Below are 14602 nucleotides of genomic sequence, written 5' to 3' on the forward strand. Positions count from 1 at the left end.
AAATCAAATTTCGATTGTGTAATGATGTTCTAAACATACATAAAAAGCCATACTTCCCGACTCACACAGATCATATCTATGGTCTTTTTTTCTATATGCTATTTTGTTAGGATCAAAGTCTCAGGTACATTTTTTATATTTTATAAAAAACCTAATGGAATTACGTTTTAAAACATCAATAACTATATTAAATAGCACGAATAGTATAGAATTTTGCAGTCTGAAACGTACAATTAGGGTTCATTGGCCCGTTCAAAAACATTCAAATTTATAAATAGGATTTATATTCGAGTGAATTACTATCGTTATAGCGTTATGCTGGTTTTGAGTTTAGGAATTACAGGATGCGCAATGACCCCTGGACTTCAGACATATGATTTACCACAACAAGGTTCCTATAAAACAGATCAAGGTGCTGAATTAAATGTTGTACCTTTGACACAAAATAATATTCCTGCTATTTCTCAAGCGAATTCGCAAAATTTAGCTCAAATTCAAACGTTATTTCAGCATCAGCAATCCATATATAAATTAAGTGCAGGTGATGTTCTATCGATCCAACTTTGGGCTTATCCTGAAATTACACCACCAATTCAAGATGCAACTAATGTAAAAGCTGTTGGTTATCCCATTGACCCTAACGGTAATGTACAGCTTCCTTTAGTCGGGTCAGTTAAAATTGCTGGGAAAACGCTTGCTCAAGCGAATACATATTTGCGTAGTCAATTTAGTAAATATTTAAAACACCCTGATGTTGTCGTCAGAGTGTTATCTTACGAAGGCAAAAGATACTTCGTAAATGGTCAAGTACTTAAAAGTGGCCAATACACTTTAAATGATCAACCAATCAGCCTCTATACCGCACTAGGTCAAGCCGGTGGTATTGATACCAAAACTGGCGACACCACTAATATTCAACTTATTCGAAATGGTGCTACGTATAATTTAAATACCATTCAACTCGAAAAAAATGGTTTATCACTACATAATTTATTAATTCGCCCGAATGACACAATTTTTGTAAATACAAAACAAGATCAAAAACTTTATGTCATGGGTGAATCAAGTAAAAGCCAAGCGATTAACTTACGTGATCAAGGCATGTCTTTAAGTGATGTATTGGGTGAAAGTGAAGGGATCAACCCTTACTCAGCTAGTGCAGCTAGAATTTATGTCATGCGTACAGATTTAGATCAGAAGCAGTCAACTATCTATCACTTAAATTTGAGTAGTATTGGTAATCTAGCATTAGCCAATCAATTTTCCATGAAAAAGAATGACATTGTATACATTGATGCAACTGGTTTGACTCGTTGGCAGCGTGTAGTCAATCAGATCATTCCATTCTCGAGCGCACTTTATAGTTTTGATCAGCTTGGGAAATAATTATGGCATTTAAAAATATACTCGTTGTCTGTGTCGGAAATATTTGCCGTAGCCCGATGGCAGAATATTTCCTAAAGACGAATTGCCCAAACCAACACATTGAATCTGCAGGATTGTCTGCAATGGTAGGACATCATGCAGATGAAAAAGCAATTCATTGTATGGACCAATTTAATATTGATATGCGTTCACATATTGCAAAACAGATCAATGCATCTTTAATTAAGCAAGCAGATTTAATTCTAGTAATGAGTACGAATCAGGCTCAGCATATAGAAAAACAATGGCCGTTTGCAAAAGGTAAGGTCTTTAGATTAGGCCACTGGCAAGGAAAAAATGTCCCTGACCCTTATCAACACGATCAAGACTTTTTTAATGAGTCCTGTAAAAACATAAGCAATTATGTTCAGGATTGGATGCCACATTTTTAATATAAATTATTGAATAATCAGTTGTTAAACTATGACTCAAACCTCAAAAACTGAAGATGATACTATTGATTTAAAAGAGCTCTTTTTTTCTCTGATTGCTCAATGGAAAATTATCGCTCTTTGCATCATATTAAGTTTAATCTGTGCCTTACTCTATATTCGCACCACACCTTCCATATATTCTACGGATGCTTTAGTTCAAGTCGAAGATGGCAAAAGTGCTGCGTCTGCTGCATTACTAGGCGAACTCAAAGAAGTCTCTGGTGGTCTTGGTCAAAAATCGCCTGCCGATGCAGAGATTGAGATCTTAAATTCTCGAATGGTGTTAGGCAAAGTGATTGACGACCTCAATCTGAACATCAGTATTCAAGATCAAAATAATAGCTTCTTTAAAAAACTTCTCTCTTCAGAAAAAGGCCAATTGAAATTTGATGGCCAAGGCGTTAGTTATAGCACCAAGCAAAATAATTTTTTAGTTAAAGAGTTCGATGTCCCAAATTATTATTTAGACAAACAACTGACTTTAGATTTCAAAGCAGACTCTAAATTTACCCTAAGTCATAAAGATCAAGTGATCTTTGAAGGTCGTTTAAATCAACTCAATCAATTTGTTGACGGCTATGGAGCTTGGAAAATTAATATTTCAAGTACACAGCCATTTGAACACGCTTTTATATTATCTAAACTCTCATTGCCTTCAGCTGTCAAAAATTTAAAATTAAATTATGGCGTAGCAGAAAAAGGGAAAATGACAGGTGTCATTGGTTTAAATTATGCTGGAGAAGATAAACAACATATTACCAATGTGCTGAATCATATTTTAGAAATTTATCACCAACAAAATATTGAGCGTAAATCGTTAGAATCAAAACAAACCCTCAATTTCTTAGATCAACAATTACCTGAATTAAAGCAACAACTTGAACAATCTGAAATTAAATTTAATGAGTTTCGTGAAAAATACAATACGGTAGATGTCACTCAAGAAGCTGAACTCATGCTCAAGCAAAATATTGAACTTGAGAAAATGCGTATTGAGTTAAAACAGAAACAAGCCGAATTGTCTGCTAAATATACACTTGATCATCCGTTGATGGCTGAAATTAATGCACAGGTAAATTCTTTAAATCAAAAGACTCAAGAATTAAACAAGTCTATTAAACAACTTCCAGAAACACAGCGCCTGTACTTACAACTTTATCGTGATGTCAAAGTAAATACTGAGCTTTATACATCACTTCTTAACAACTACCAACAGCTCAAAATTGCAAATGCTGGGGAAATTGGTAATGTCCGTATCATCGATACAGCTGTTGAACCTGAACGACCAATCAAACCTAAAAAATTAATCATTTTGATTTTATCATTATTTGTAGGTGGTTTTATTGGTGTATTAATTGCACTTGTTCGCAACATGATGCGTTCAGGGATCAAAGACTCCACTCAAATCGAAAATGAGTTGGATCTGCCCGTGTATGCAACGGTTCCTCGTTCACCTGTACAAGAAAGCCGTATTAATATTTTAAAGAAGAAAAAGAATATTCCTATTCTGGCTGTTAAAAATAGTGATGATATCGCTATTGAGAGCTTAAGAAGTATGCGTACAGCCATTCATTTCGCGCTAAGCTCTGCCCGAAATAATCTAATCACAATTTCAGGCCCTGCGCCAGAAGTTGGTAAATCCTTTATCTCAACCAACTTAGCCACAATTTTGGCGCAAAGCGATAAACGTGTATTAATCATAGACGCAGACTTACGTCGGGGTTATTTACACAAGTATTTTAATCTCGACACACAACCTGGCTTAACAGAGTTACTCAATGGTCAACAAAGTTTAGACACGGTTATTCGTCCTACAGAAGTGCCAGGTTTAAGTGTGATTTCTCGCGGGAAAAGTCCAGCCAATCCTTCTGAACTACTAAGCTCTAACCAGTTCAAAAATCTATTAGAGCAAATGTCTGAGAAATTTGATCATGTGATTATTGATACCCCACCTGTCTTAGCCGTGACGGATGGCATCATTATTTCTCAATACACAGGCGTTAACTTAGTGATTGCCCGTTATGCGAAAACACAGATGAAGGAGCTTGAATTGACCCTGAATCGCTTCGAACAAGCCGGTGTGAAAGTCAACGGATTCATTCTAAACGATATTCAGCGTTCAAGTGCAGGCTATGGCTATGGCTATGGCTATAACTATGCTTATGCCTATAAAGCCAATAAAGAATCAGACTAAATACATTCTCTAACCGATAAAAAGCCAGAACTTGATTTCTGGCTTTTTATTTCGTATGACAAACGTTTATATATTCAAATCCTTATAGTTTTTTTAAGGACTTCGGCATATATTAATTTGAAAATGTACTGGTGGTACAAAACACGTCATTCATGAAGTCTGCTAAGATGCTAAAAAACTTTTTGAATCTAATAGAATTAGGAAAAATTTCACATGAGTAAAGCCTTACCCATTGCTGTAGCTGTTATTCTAGGCGGTGCTGCACTTGTTCCCGTTTATTATGCATCTCAACACCCAGCTTCAGCCGAAGCCCAAGTTTCAAAAAATGCATCTGCCGTAGAAAAAATTAGCTATGCACTGGGTTATGAGGTTGCTCATCAAACTCCACCAGAACTCGATATTAACAGTTTTGTAACGGGTGTCCGTGCCGGTCATGCTCGTAGCCAACCTGCCTATAGCGAAGAAGAATTAAAACAAGCCTATGAGCAGTTCCAACAAGAAATGCAGCAAAAACAGGCCAATGATGCGAAGCAAGCACAGACAACCAGTGACAGCTTCTTAACTGAAAATGAGAAAAAACCTGGGGTGAAAACCACAGCGTCAGGCTTACAGTACAAAATCACGCAAGAAGGCACAGGCAAGCAACCCTCTGCTAGCTCTGTCGTGACCGTGCATTACAAAGGCCAACTGGTCGACGGTAAAGTCTTCGATAGTTCGCTTGAGCGTGGCGAACCGATTGAGTTCCCTTTAAATCAAGTGATTCCAGGTTGGACTGAAGGCCTACAACTCATGAAAGAAGGTGGGAAAGCGACACTTTACATCCCTTCTAACTTAGGCTACGGACCACAAGGTGTACCCGGCATGATCCCAGCCAACAGCACGCTTATTTTTGATGTTGAACTGATCAAAGTAAAATAAGACAATTCAATCAAAGGAGAGCTTTTGCTCCATTGCTGTCCCACAATTTTTCACAAGAGGAAGCTCATTTGAGCTTCCTCTTGTTTTATGGGTATTTTATCGGGTGAAAATAAAGCTTTTAAAGTTCTTCTTTCAAACAAATTCACTTGAATTATTCTGAGTAAACGTTGAACTGTCCAACCTGTTTTTCCTAAATGTTGAGCGAAACTCAGCAATAAATAGGCGATCATCGCAATCCAGATTTGTGTCTGAATTGCGTTCCTGCTGCGACCTAGAAACGCTTTTAATTTGAGATTCTGCTTAATCGCCTTAAAGAACAGCTCAACTTTCCAACGATCTTTATAAATCGCCGCAATGGTGGAGGCGGCTAAATGAAAGTTATTGCTGAGAAAGCTAAAGTGCTTGCCACTTTGCTGATCTCTATATTCAATTCTTCTTAACACTGGGGCTTTTCTTTTTAGGGCATGTGCGCTATTCAGCTGAATGGTTTCATCTTTTAGAATACCTTTGGATTCAAGCACTGGATGTTGCTGGATCACCTGATACACAGATTTAGGCCTAAAACGTGTAACAAATCCAATGTTTTGAGCAGTCAGATTTGCATACCATTGGTAATCGACATAGCCTTTATCAAAAACTACAATGCTGCCAGCAGGAAACTGGAATTTGCGGCCTTGTACCATGTCATTTTCTTTGCCATTTTCAACTGCAACAAACTCAGGAATATCATTGCTGTGATTCAATCCTATGCTGAGTTTCATGCTGGCTTTTGAGTCGTGAACTTTGGCCCATTCACATAAGGAAAGCGACAGGTCAATATGACTGGCATCCAAGGAATACAAGGGATTCTTAAAGCGAAATTTATGAGCTACTTTTGAGTGTTCATAGTATTTAAGCAACTTGTAAAATAGCTGTTGATACAAGGCAGCAGGCTGCTGCTCATTGATTCGTGCCAGCGTGCTTCGGGGAATAGACTTTGCTCCGAGATGACTTAGCTTTTCCTGTTGGCACTCCAAATTGGATTGAATATCTCTCAGACTTTGCCTACAAGAGAATTGAGACATCAATATGGCAATAAACTGATCCCACCGGGAAGCCGCTCTAAATTTCTGTCCAACATGGTGTACTTTAGCAAGTTGTTCAAAATCCTGTCGCACAACAGGTTTAATTAGCTCATGAAATACGGTATTCTGATGTGACAAAACCTGAATCCTGGTCGTTAAAGTGTTTGTTTGCACTCATATTTTAACTGTTAGGACTCAGGTTTTTTTATTTAAAGCAAACTATGGGACAGCAGTGGCTTTTGCTCTCCTCTTTTTATTGAGAATACAATATGAAAATTCAAACAACATTACTCTGTGGCTTGTTACTTTCTACACCTATTTTTGCAGCACCGATTAATAATAAAAGCAGCATCAACCAACAAGTCGGTTATAGCTTTGGCTATCTCATGGGTCGTAGCAATGCCGAATCAATTCAAGATTTAGATCTCGATGCTTTTGTGCAAGGGTTACGTGAAGCCTCTAAAGGCCAAGCTGCGTCATTAAGTGATGAAGACATGGCGCGAGTACTCACCCAATATAAACGCCAAGCCGAGGCAAAACAGTTATTAGAAGTTAAGCAACTGGCTGATAAAAATGCCAAAATTGGTGCAGCCTTTTTAGCTGAAAATGCGAAAAAACCCGAGGTGAAAACCACGGCTTCAGGTCTGCAATATATGGTTTTGCAACAAGGCCAAGGCAAGTCACCTAAGGCCAACAGCAAAGTCAAAGTTCACTATGAAGGGCGTCTGATTGATCAAACTGTTTTTGACAGCTCGATTGCACGTCAGCAGCCTGCGGAGTTTCAAGTCAGCCAAGTGATTCAAGGTTGGACTGAAGGCTTACAGCTAATGAAAGAAGGCGCAAAATATCGTTTCTTTATTCCCGCTAAACTGGGCTATGGCCAAATTGGTTCAGGCGATGTAATTGAACCGAATAGCACCTTGATTTTTGATGTGGAACTGATTGAAGTGTTGCCAAAATAAGGTAGCAATGCAAAGGCAATGCTATATACAAAATAAAAAGCCTGATCTTCGTGATCAGGCTTTTTATTAATTTCAATCTATTCTTAAATCAAGCCATACTTTTTTAAGCTACGCGCTTCGCTTGCAGTAAAAAATAAAGTACTGCTTTGTTTTAGACTTCATGTTTGAGGTGACGTGGTCTAAAGCCTGTTAGGAGCAAACCAACCGCATAAGCCACAACGCCGACCACGCACAGCCCCATCACTTCGGCAACGCGAATCCACTGTGACACGTCACCATTATACCAAGTCAATGCATACCACAAAACCACAATCATCACGGCGTTAGAAATACCAAACTGGATAAACAGTTTTTTCCAGTGTGCGCCAAAACGGAAAATATCGCGCTTGTGTAGATAGAAATACAACATCCCCGCATTCACCAGAGCAGAACCTGAAGACGCTAAAGCCAGCGCCATATGCTCTGCCTGCGATTCAATCAGTTTAAAGAAGCCAATAAATACCACGTTTAAAATCGCATTTGCGGCAACGGCAATTAAACCGACACGGACTGGCGTTTTGGTGTCTTGCTGCGCATAAAACCCAGGTGCAAAGACTTTAATCAACATAAATGAAATCACCCCAGCACTCATACATTGCAGTGCTAAAGCCGTCATTTGTGTATCTTCAAGGGTAAATTGTCCGCGTTGGAATAGGGCCTGAATAATGGGGGTCGATAACATAAACAGCGCAATACTCGCAGGCACCCCCACCAGAACAATCACCTTTGCAGCCCAATCCATCATGCCGCGGAACTTCGACATATCTTGCTCTGCATGACGGGTCGACAATGCGGGTAAAATCACCGTACCAATCGCCACCCCAATTAACCCCAAAGGCAACTCGGTCATGCGTTCTGCACTATATAACCATGACACTGAACCATCTTGCATAAACGAAGCCCAAATGGTGTTCAGGAGTAAATTGATTTGCGTGACAGAAACACCAAATAGCGCAGGCAGCATCAATTTCATGATGCGATCTACACCCTCATGTTTAAAATCAACTTTGGGCGGAATCAGTAATTTTTTATGCCAAAGTTCAGGAATTTGGATCGCCAGTTGCAATACACCCGCAGCAATCACTGCCCAACCGAGTGCCATAATCGGCTCCGCCATATACGGCGTCAACCACCATGCTCCTGCAATCATCGCAACATTCAGCAATACTGGTGAAAATGCGGGTGAAGCAAAGGAACCATAACTATTTAGAATACTGCTGGCAAAGGCTGTCAGCGACATAAACAATAAATAAGGAATGGTGAGGCGGAACATTGAAACCGCGAGGTCGAACTTCTCTGGATCGGCATGGAAACCCGGTGCATAGATGTATAGCACTGCTGGAGCTGCGACCATAGCAATGAAGGTTAAAGCCGTCATAACGGTCATTAAACAACCAAAGACACGGCTAATCAGAATCTGAACTTCCGCATGGGTACGCCCAGTTTTATATTCGGTCAGGACTGGAATAAAAGCCTGTGAGAATGCTCCCTCAGCAAATAGCCGACGGAAGAAGTTCGGGATACGAAAGGCCACCACAAAGGTATCGAAATCTTTCCCCGCACCAAAGACATTTAGTAAGACAATGTCTCGTACCAAACCCAAGACCCGAGAAAGCATGGTCATTGCACTTACAATTACGGTTGACCGCCACAGCGCCATCGTATCCACCTAGTTTTTCATTTGCCGCTATTGTAATGAAACTTCAGCGAATATTTGATTGTTTAATGTTGTTGTCGACTCTCAATTCATTGACTTTTTAACTGCTGCAAACGATTTCGATAGTCTAACCAATCAAAAAATGGGCCTGGATCGGTCTTACGTCCTGGCGCAATATCGGAATGTCCCGCTAAATGCTGTTGAATTTGAGGATAGGCCTGTTGTAAACAGGCCGTCACGTGTACCAATGTTTCATATTGGGCATCTTCAAAAGGCAAGTCATCACTGCCCTCAAGCTCAATGCCAATCGAATAATCATTGCACTCTTTCTTGGCCAGATAGCTTGAGCGTCCTGCATGCCATGCACGGTCATTAAAATTGACAAATTGTAAGACTTCGCCACTTCTTAAAATCAGTAAATGCGCTGAGACTTGCATACCTTGAATAGTTTGAAAATATGGATGTACTGACCAATCCAATTGATTTTGAAAAAATTGTTCAATATAGCCGCCACCAAATTGTGAGGGAGGCAAACTGATATTATGGATGACAATCAGTTGAATCTCAGTATCAGCAGGACGTGCGTTAAAATTAGGCGATGGAATTTGTCTCGCTCCCAGCAGTTGCCCTGCTTGCACTTGAAACGACGGAATGACCTGCATATTTTTATTCCTCAAACCCATTGCGCCCTTTGGGCAATCTTTTTTAATGTCTCTCATGCTAAATCTTTCCCCGTCATTTCTCAAATTGGTCAGCGTTTGATTTTGAAATTTTCACGCCTTTTTCAGGAAAAATGCTAATATATTGCACAATTTTCATGGCTTCTATAAAGATACGGACAATCGGATGAGCATATCGCAGCAACTGCTTGAACAATCTATTCAACTGAATATTCAACAGGCATTACAAGAAGATATCGGTGATGGTGACATTACGGCACTTTTGACACCTGAAGATGAACAAGCGACTGCGACCATTATTAGCCGTGAAGACATGATTCTTGCAGGTCAACCTTGGGTCAATGCATTAATTGCAGCTTTTGATCCAAGTGTACAAATCACCTGGCTAAAAAACGATGGCGATCTGGTTCGTGCCAATGAAACCATTTTTAAACTTTCGGGTTCAGCACGCAGCTTACTTACGGTTGAACGCCCTGCACTCAACTTTGTACAAACACTATCTGCTGTAGCAACCAAAACGGCGGAATATGTCAAACAACTGGATGGCTTAAACACCAAGTTGCTGGATACCCGTAAAACCCTGCCGGGTCTACGTATTGCCCAAAAATATGCTGTCGCGGTCGGCGGCGGTCAAAACCATCGTTTAGGTTTATTCGATGCTTTTTTAATTAAAGAAAATCACATCATGGCAGCAGGCGGCATCGCACAAGCCATTACCAAAGCGCATCAAATTGCCCCGAGCAAACCTGTTGAAGTCGAAGTCGAAACCTGGGCGGAATTAGACCAAGCATTGGAAGCAAAAGCTGATATCGTGATGTTAGACAACTTTAGCCAGCAACAAATGGTTGATGCGGTCAAGCATGTTGCAGGACGGTGTAAATTGGAAGCGTCAGGGAATATCACCATTGCCAATTTACGTGAAGTCGCAAGCACAGGCGTGGATTATATTTCGATGGGTGTGTTGACCAAAGATGTCAAAGCAGTCGACCTTTCTATGCGTTTTAATGCTTAATTCCAATAGTTTGCATTCAAACGACACCCAATAAAAAACGCACTCTCAAGTGCGTTTTTTATTGGGTTAAAACTTACCAGCCCAGTGCTTGCTGTTGTTTTTTCACCAATTCTTGAATGCCCTTTTCTGCCATTTCTAACATGGCATTGCACTGTACACGGGTAAATGGTTTATCTTCTGCCGTGCCTTGAATTTCAATAAACTCGCCGGCTTGGGTCATGACCACGTTTAAATCCGTTTGGCAGTTTGAGTCTTCTTCATAACACAAGTCTAAAAGTACTTCGTCTTGGAAAATTCCGACTGAAATTGCAGCCACTAAGCCTTTTAATGGATCTTGCTTAATTTTCTTTTTCTCAAGCAACGTATTCATCGCATCAATGAGAGCCACGGCAGCACCAGTGATCGCAGCAGTACGTGTACCGCCATCTGCCTGAATCACATCACAGTCGATGGTAATGGTGTTTTCACCTAATTTTTTTAAATCCACCATAGCGCGTAGACTACGGCCAATCAAACGTTGAATTTCTTGAGTACGACCACTTTGCTTACCACGCGCAGCCTCACGGTCACTGCGGGTATGCGTCGAACGTGGCAACATGCCATATTCAGCGGTTACCCAGCCCTGACCCTTGCCTTTTAAAAAGCGTGGTACGGAGTTATCAATACTTGCCGTACAAAGAACTTTGGTATGACCAAACTCAACCAATACCGAACCTTCCGCATAACGTGTGTAGTTACGAGTAATGGTGACATCACGTAATTGATCTAATGTTCGTTGGTCGATACGCATAATACGCCCTTCATCTGACTAAATAGGTTGGCGCATAGTATAGCAGAAGCAGACCCAAAGCATTTGTCTGACTGCATTGCATTTGTAATTGATCGCCTGTTTCCCTACCCATCCATATTCTTTGTTAAACTGAAGCTTAAAAGAGGCTGAAGCAATCATCTATGTCGATTCGGGAAGAACGTAAACAACAAAGCCGCCAAGCTTTGCTGAATGCTGCATTACAACTCAGCACCTCGGGGCGCTCCTTTGCTCGCATTAGTCTCCGTGAAGTCACTCGCCAAGTGGGTTTAGTACCGACCGCTTTTTATCGCCACTTTAATGATTTGGATGAGCTGGGACTTGAACTGGTCGACCAAGCGGCGCTCCACATCAAAAGTATGTTAACGCAATTGGGACAAAGCTATGTTTATGGTCCACATGCCACGATTGAGCACAGTCTAGACTTATTTTTTCATGCTGTAGAGCAACATCCTGAACAGTGGATTTTCTTGATTGGAGAACGCTGGGGTGGGTCAGCCTTGATCCGTGCAGCCGTTGAGCGAGAAATTGCCTTTTTAATCGATGACTTCGCCCATGAATTAACCCGTATTGAAAGCATGCAACATATTCATGACAGCGAAGACCTCAAAGTATTGGCCAATATTCTAATGGATGCCTCCTTTAACTGGGCCATGCGCTGGATTGGTTTGAGTCGAGATGTGGCTCCCGAGAAACTTCAACAGCAGCAGGCTGCATTTAAACTGCAAACCATCGTGCAGATTCAACTCATGTTCCGTGGAATCTCCAATTGGCAACGACCATCTGCTCAAACCAAACACGCCAATCCGACTTTGCATTAAGCCGTTCGCAGACGCAATTTTGGTGTATTACAAAATTTTTAATGCGCTTTACTCAAACTTGGATGCTTTTTCACTATCATAGAGCCAGTTTTTTCATCTGTAGCTCCTATGCGTTTTTTTCTTTTTTTAGCGGCGAGTGTCTGTATTGCCTTGGCATGGCTATTGCCCATTCATTATCGACCTTGGGTCACCTATACAGGTGAATTATTTGCATTTTTATCTTTATTTGCACTCTCTGCCTTATTTTTAAAAGAAAAACTCTTGCTCCCGAAAGTGAGTCTGCCACTATTGCTATTGAGTCTGGTGCCCTTCATTCAGTACGGTTTTGGCGAGCTGTTCTTTTTCAGCAAAGCGCTGATGTGTGGCTTATATATCTTTGCATTTTGGCTGAGTATGGTTTTAGGTTTTAACCTGAGCCAAAAACCCTTGGAACGTGAGCAATTATTTAGTGGTCTGTGTAGTGTATTTTGGTCGGTCGGTCTGGTAACAGCGCTCATCGCCACTTGCCAATGGCTCAATATTGAACAGTACATTCCCGGTATGACCACTTTAAAAGGCGATCGTCCTTATGCCAACTTTGCTCAACCGAACAATATGGCGAGCTTTCTGATTCTGTCCTTACTTGGCACACTGTACCTATTTGAAAAGAAAAAACTCAACTCGATTCTGCTGTGCGCAAGTGCTGCATTGATGTTATTTGCGGTAGCCCTGAGTCAGTCACGCACTTCATGGGTCGCAAGCATTTGTGTACTGCTGTATTTGCTCTATCAACAGTACAAAGGTGTGGTTCAACTGAAGTGGTATAGTGCCCTCGCATGGTTTGCGTTGTTCATTGCATTTACTGCGGTTATTCCACAGCTTAATCATCTATTGGCTCAGCTGTCTAATGTCGAAGTGACCCAAACCCGTGATGCAGTTGCGCGAGCAACGGGCGATATGTCGCGTCTTGCCATTTGGCAACAGATGCTCCATGCGATTGCTGAGCGACCTTGGTTTGGCTATGGTTGGCATCAAACCAGTGTGGCTTACACCCTAATCAGTGATCAGTTCCAAGGCCCCGTTTGGGTGAAAAGTGCGCACAACTTCATTCTCGACTTTATTGTGTGGAATGGATTAGTGATTGCGATTCCATTTTTTGCCTATCTCAGCTATTGGGGCTATCAACTTCAAAAGCATGCAACATCACTCGAATCTGTGATTGGCCTTCTGATGGTCGGCGCTTTACTGATTCACGGTATGCTCGAATTTCCGTTGTTCTACGCTTATTTCTTGCTGCCACTCGGATTGATTCTAGGCATTATTCAATCTCAGCAAAAAGTGAAAACTTGGACTTTACCGAGCTTTGCCATGCCGGTCACATTTACTGTCTGTGTGGTCTTGATCGCACTGATTATTCGTGACTATGAGTTGATGGTACCAAAGCTGAATGAGGCTTCTCGTTATGAACACACCCCTGAAAAGTTCACCAATCAAGATCACATTTTACTGCTGTCGGAGTTTAACCGCCGCATTGAATGGATTCAGTTAAATCCATACAGCAAAGTCAGCCCTGAGCAAATTCGTGACTATGAGGAAATGGTGCTGAACTACCCAATTCCCTATGATTTGACCAAATTTGCCAAACTCTTGGCCTTTAATGGCTATGAAGCCGAAGCTCGTCACCAACTTTGGCGCTTAAAAACCTTAAGAAAAATTGAACTGCGTTATGAGGATTTATTGCAACCAGCATCGAGTGTGCAATAAACATTGTTAATCCATAAAAAAGCCTGCTGATGCAGGCTTTTTAACTGAATAAGGACTTAAAACAGATTCAGCTTATTTTGCAGCACGTTCTTTTTCAATCAAATAGTCCACGACTTGAGTCACTTTAGCATCTTCACCTTGCACAATATATTTACCATTCACCGTCACCGCAGGAACACCACTGAGTTGATAACGCTTAGCTAAGTCTTGTGCTTGTGCAATTTTTGAAGTAATCGCAAATGATTTATAAGTGCTGTTAAATTTCGCTTCTGGAATACCAAACTGGGTATAGAACTTGGCTAAAGCAGGTTGCTCTAGAATCGGTTGATTTTGATCATGAATGGCATGAAATAACGTCAGGTGGGTCTTTTTACGTACACCTAAAGCCTCAGACACATAATAAGCTCGCGCCGCTTGTTCCCACACTGGATTCATGGCTGCTGGCGTACGCACGAAACGCACATCTTTCGGTAGTTTTTTCAACCAAGTCTGCATATGCGGTTCAAGTTTAAAACAGTGACCACAGCCATACCAAAAGAATTCGCGGACTTCAATTTTTCCTGGCACTTCCACCTGTACAGGTGTTGGTACAACGATATAATCCTGACCTGCCACAAAATTTGCAGCCATTGCACTGCCCGAAATTGCGAAAACAGCGGTTGCTAAGCCACTCAAAAGGAGTTTTTTCATTGAACTTATTGTCCTCAAAATCATTATGATAAGTTTATGCAAATACTATAAATCAAATATGCCAAATTCGTTTTCATTCTGTGAACTTTTTTCAGGCTTTTATCGCTTTTTCTAGAATAAACGCTACACTAAGCCCTATTGAACGTTTTAAATAT

The 14602-nt window shown here is 40.9% G+C and carries 13 protein-coding genes; 8 read left to right on the top strand and 5 right to left on the bottom strand.

Going from position 1 to position 14602, the window contains the following annotated elements:
- Window positions 1–315 precede the first annotated feature (315 nt).
- From AC4MC0_RS17250 to bamJ (AC4MC0_RS17265), 4 genes are all read left to right on the top strand, one after another.
- Window positions 316–1386, top strand: coding sequence for a polysaccharide biosynthesis/export family protein (locus AC4MC0_RS17250; RefSeq protein ID WP_045015057.1), 1071 nt, complete (start codon window positions 316–318; stop codon window positions 1384–1386).
- Window positions 1387–1388: 2 nt separating this feature from the next.
- Complete coding sequence (locus AC4MC0_RS17255; protein ID WP_201706990.1) at window positions 1389–1817, top strand: low molecular weight protein-tyrosine-phosphatase; 429 nt, start codon at window positions 1389–1391, stop codon at window positions 1815–1817.
- 31 nt (window positions 1818–1848) lie between these two features.
- Window positions 1849–4053, top strand: a complete 2205-nt coding sequence (locus tag AC4MC0_RS17260; protein WP_491887174.1) for a polysaccharide biosynthesis tyrosine autokinase — start codon at window positions 1849–1851, stop codon at window positions 4051–4053.
- 213 nt (window positions 4054–4266) lie between these two features.
- Window positions 4267–4971, top strand: a complete 705-nt coding sequence (gene bamJ, locus AC4MC0_RS17265) for a BamJ family beta-barrel-assembly machinery protein (protein ID WP_004983852.1) — start codon at window positions 4267–4269, stop codon at window positions 4969–4971.
- A 50-nt stretch (window positions 4972–5021) separates the two neighbouring features.
- On the opposite strand, the gene AC4MC0_RS17270 is transcribed toward bamJ (AC4MC0_RS17265), so the two are convergent.
- Window positions 5022–6173 (bottom strand): IS4-like element ISAbe18 family transposase, encoded by a 1152-nt coding sequence (locus AC4MC0_RS17270; RefSeq protein ID WP_151837316.1) that lies wholly within the window; start codon window positions 6171–6173, stop codon window positions 5022–5024.
- A gap of 131 nt (window positions 6174–6304) precedes the next feature.
- On the opposite strand from AC4MC0_RS17270, the gene bamJ (AC4MC0_RS17275) reads away from it, so the two are divergent.
- Window positions 6305–6997 (top strand): BamJ family beta-barrel-assembly machinery protein, encoded by a 693-nt coding sequence (gene bamJ, locus AC4MC0_RS17275; RefSeq protein ID WP_279686844.1) that lies wholly within the window; start codon window positions 6305–6307, stop codon window positions 6995–6997.
- A 151-nt stretch (window positions 6998–7148) separates the two neighbouring features.
- On the opposite strand, the gene murJ is transcribed toward bamJ (AC4MC0_RS17275), so the two are convergent.
- Both murJ and ampD read right to left on the bottom strand, forming a co-directional pair.
- The gene (gene murJ, locus AC4MC0_RS17280; RefSeq protein ID WP_491887175.1) at window positions 7149–8705 is read right to left on the bottom strand and encodes a murein biosynthesis integral membrane protein MurJ; all 1557 of its coding nucleotides are present in this window, start codon (window positions 8703–8705) and stop codon (window positions 7149–7151) included.
- A gap of 77 nt (window positions 8706–8782) precedes the next feature.
- Window positions 8783–9355 (bottom strand): 1,6-anhydro-N-acetylmuramyl-L-alanine amidase AmpD, encoded by a 573-nt coding sequence (gene ampD / locus AC4MC0_RS17285; RefSeq protein ID WP_087014896.1) that lies wholly within the window; start codon window positions 9353–9355, stop codon window positions 8783–8785.
- A gap of 184 nt (window positions 9356–9539) precedes the next feature.
- On the opposite strand from ampD, the gene nadC reads away from it, so the two are divergent.
- Window positions 9540–10385, top strand: a complete 846-nt coding sequence (gene nadC, locus AC4MC0_RS17290; protein WP_348937277.1) for a carboxylating nicotinate-nucleotide diphosphorylase — start codon at window positions 9540–9542, stop codon at window positions 10383–10385.
- A 73-nt stretch (window positions 10386–10458) separates the two neighbouring features.
- Here the strand turns inward: nadC and rph are convergent, their stop codons facing one another.
- Entirely contained in the window at window positions 10459–11175 is a 717-nt protein-coding gene (rph, locus tag AC4MC0_RS17295) for a ribonuclease PH (protein ID WP_004684198.1), read from the bottom strand.
- Between the two features lie 161 nt (window positions 11176–11336).
- On the opposite strand from rph, the gene AC4MC0_RS17300 reads away from it, so the two are divergent.
- Both AC4MC0_RS17300 and AC4MC0_RS17305 read left to right on the top strand, forming a co-directional pair.
- Window positions 11337–12014 carry a TetR family transcriptional regulator gene (locus tag AC4MC0_RS17300; RefSeq protein WP_010325553.1) on the top strand — a complete coding sequence of 226 codons (678 nt, stop codon included), beginning with the start codon at window positions 11337–11339 and terminating at the stop codon, window positions 12012–12014.
- Between the two features lie 108 nt (window positions 12015–12122).
- Window positions 12123–13757 carry an O-antigen ligase family protein gene (locus AC4MC0_RS17305; protein WP_491887176.1) on the top strand — a complete coding sequence of 545 codons (1635 nt, stop codon included), beginning with the start codon at window positions 12123–12125 and terminating at the stop codon, window positions 13755–13757.
- A 72-nt stretch (window positions 13758–13829) separates the two neighbouring features.
- Here AC4MC0_RS17305 and AC4MC0_RS17310 read toward each other — a convergent pair whose 3' ends face one another.
- On the bottom strand, window positions 13830–14447 hold the full coding sequence (locus AC4MC0_RS17310; RefSeq protein ID WP_114836721.1) for a thiol:disulfide interchange protein DsbA/DsbL: 618 nt from the start codon (window positions 14445–14447) through the stop codon (window positions 13830–13832).
- Window positions 14448–14602: the final 155 nt, after the last annotated feature.

Source organism: Acinetobacter sp. CAU_H_S139_7 (assembly GCF_058599305.1).

What these genes read in the sequence shown, in the direction of transcription:
- AC4MC0_RS17250 (WP_045015057.1), top strand. Translation starts at nt 316, where the DNA reads ATGCTGGTTTTGAGTTTAGGAATTACAGGATGCGCAATGACCCCTGGA.
- AC4MC0_RS17255 (WP_201706990.1), top strand. Translation starts at nt 1,389, where the DNA reads ATGGCATTTAAAAATATACTCGTTGTCTGTGTCGGAAATATTTGCCGT.
- AC4MC0_RS17260 (WP_491887174.1), top strand. Translation starts at nt 1,849, where the DNA reads ATGACTCAAACCTCAAAAACTGAAGATGATACTATTGATTTAAAAGAG.
- bamJ (WP_004983852.1), top strand. Translation starts at nt 4,267, where the DNA reads ATGAGTAAAGCCTTACCCATTGCTGTAGCTGTTATTCTAGGCGGTGCT.
- bamJ (WP_279686844.1), top strand. Translation starts at nt 6,305, where the DNA reads ATGAAAATTCAAACAACATTACTCTGTGGCTTGTTACTTTCTACACCT.
- ampD (WP_087014896.1), bottom strand. Translation starts at nt 9,355, where the DNA reads ATGCAGGTCATTCCGTCGTTTCAAGTGCAAGCAGGGCAACTGCTGGGA.
- nadC (WP_348937277.1), top strand. Translation starts at nt 9,540, where the DNA reads ATGAGCATATCGCAGCAACTGCTTGAACAATCTATTCAACTGAATATT.
- rph (WP_004684198.1), bottom strand. Translation starts at nt 11,175, where the DNA reads ATGCGTATCGACCAACGAACATTAGATCAATTACGTGATGTCACCATT.
- AC4MC0_RS17300 (WP_010325553.1), top strand. Translation starts at nt 11,337, where the DNA reads ATGTCGATTCGGGAAGAACGTAAACAACAAAGCCGCCAAGCTTTGCTG.
- AC4MC0_RS17305 (WP_491887176.1), top strand. Translation starts at nt 12,123, where the DNA reads ATGCGTTTTTTTCTTTTTTTAGCGGCGAGTGTCTGTATTGCCTTGGCA.
- AC4MC0_RS17310 (WP_114836721.1), bottom strand. Translation starts at nt 14,447, where the DNA reads ATGAAAAAACTCCTTTTGAGTGGCTTAGCAACCGCTGTTTTCGCAATT.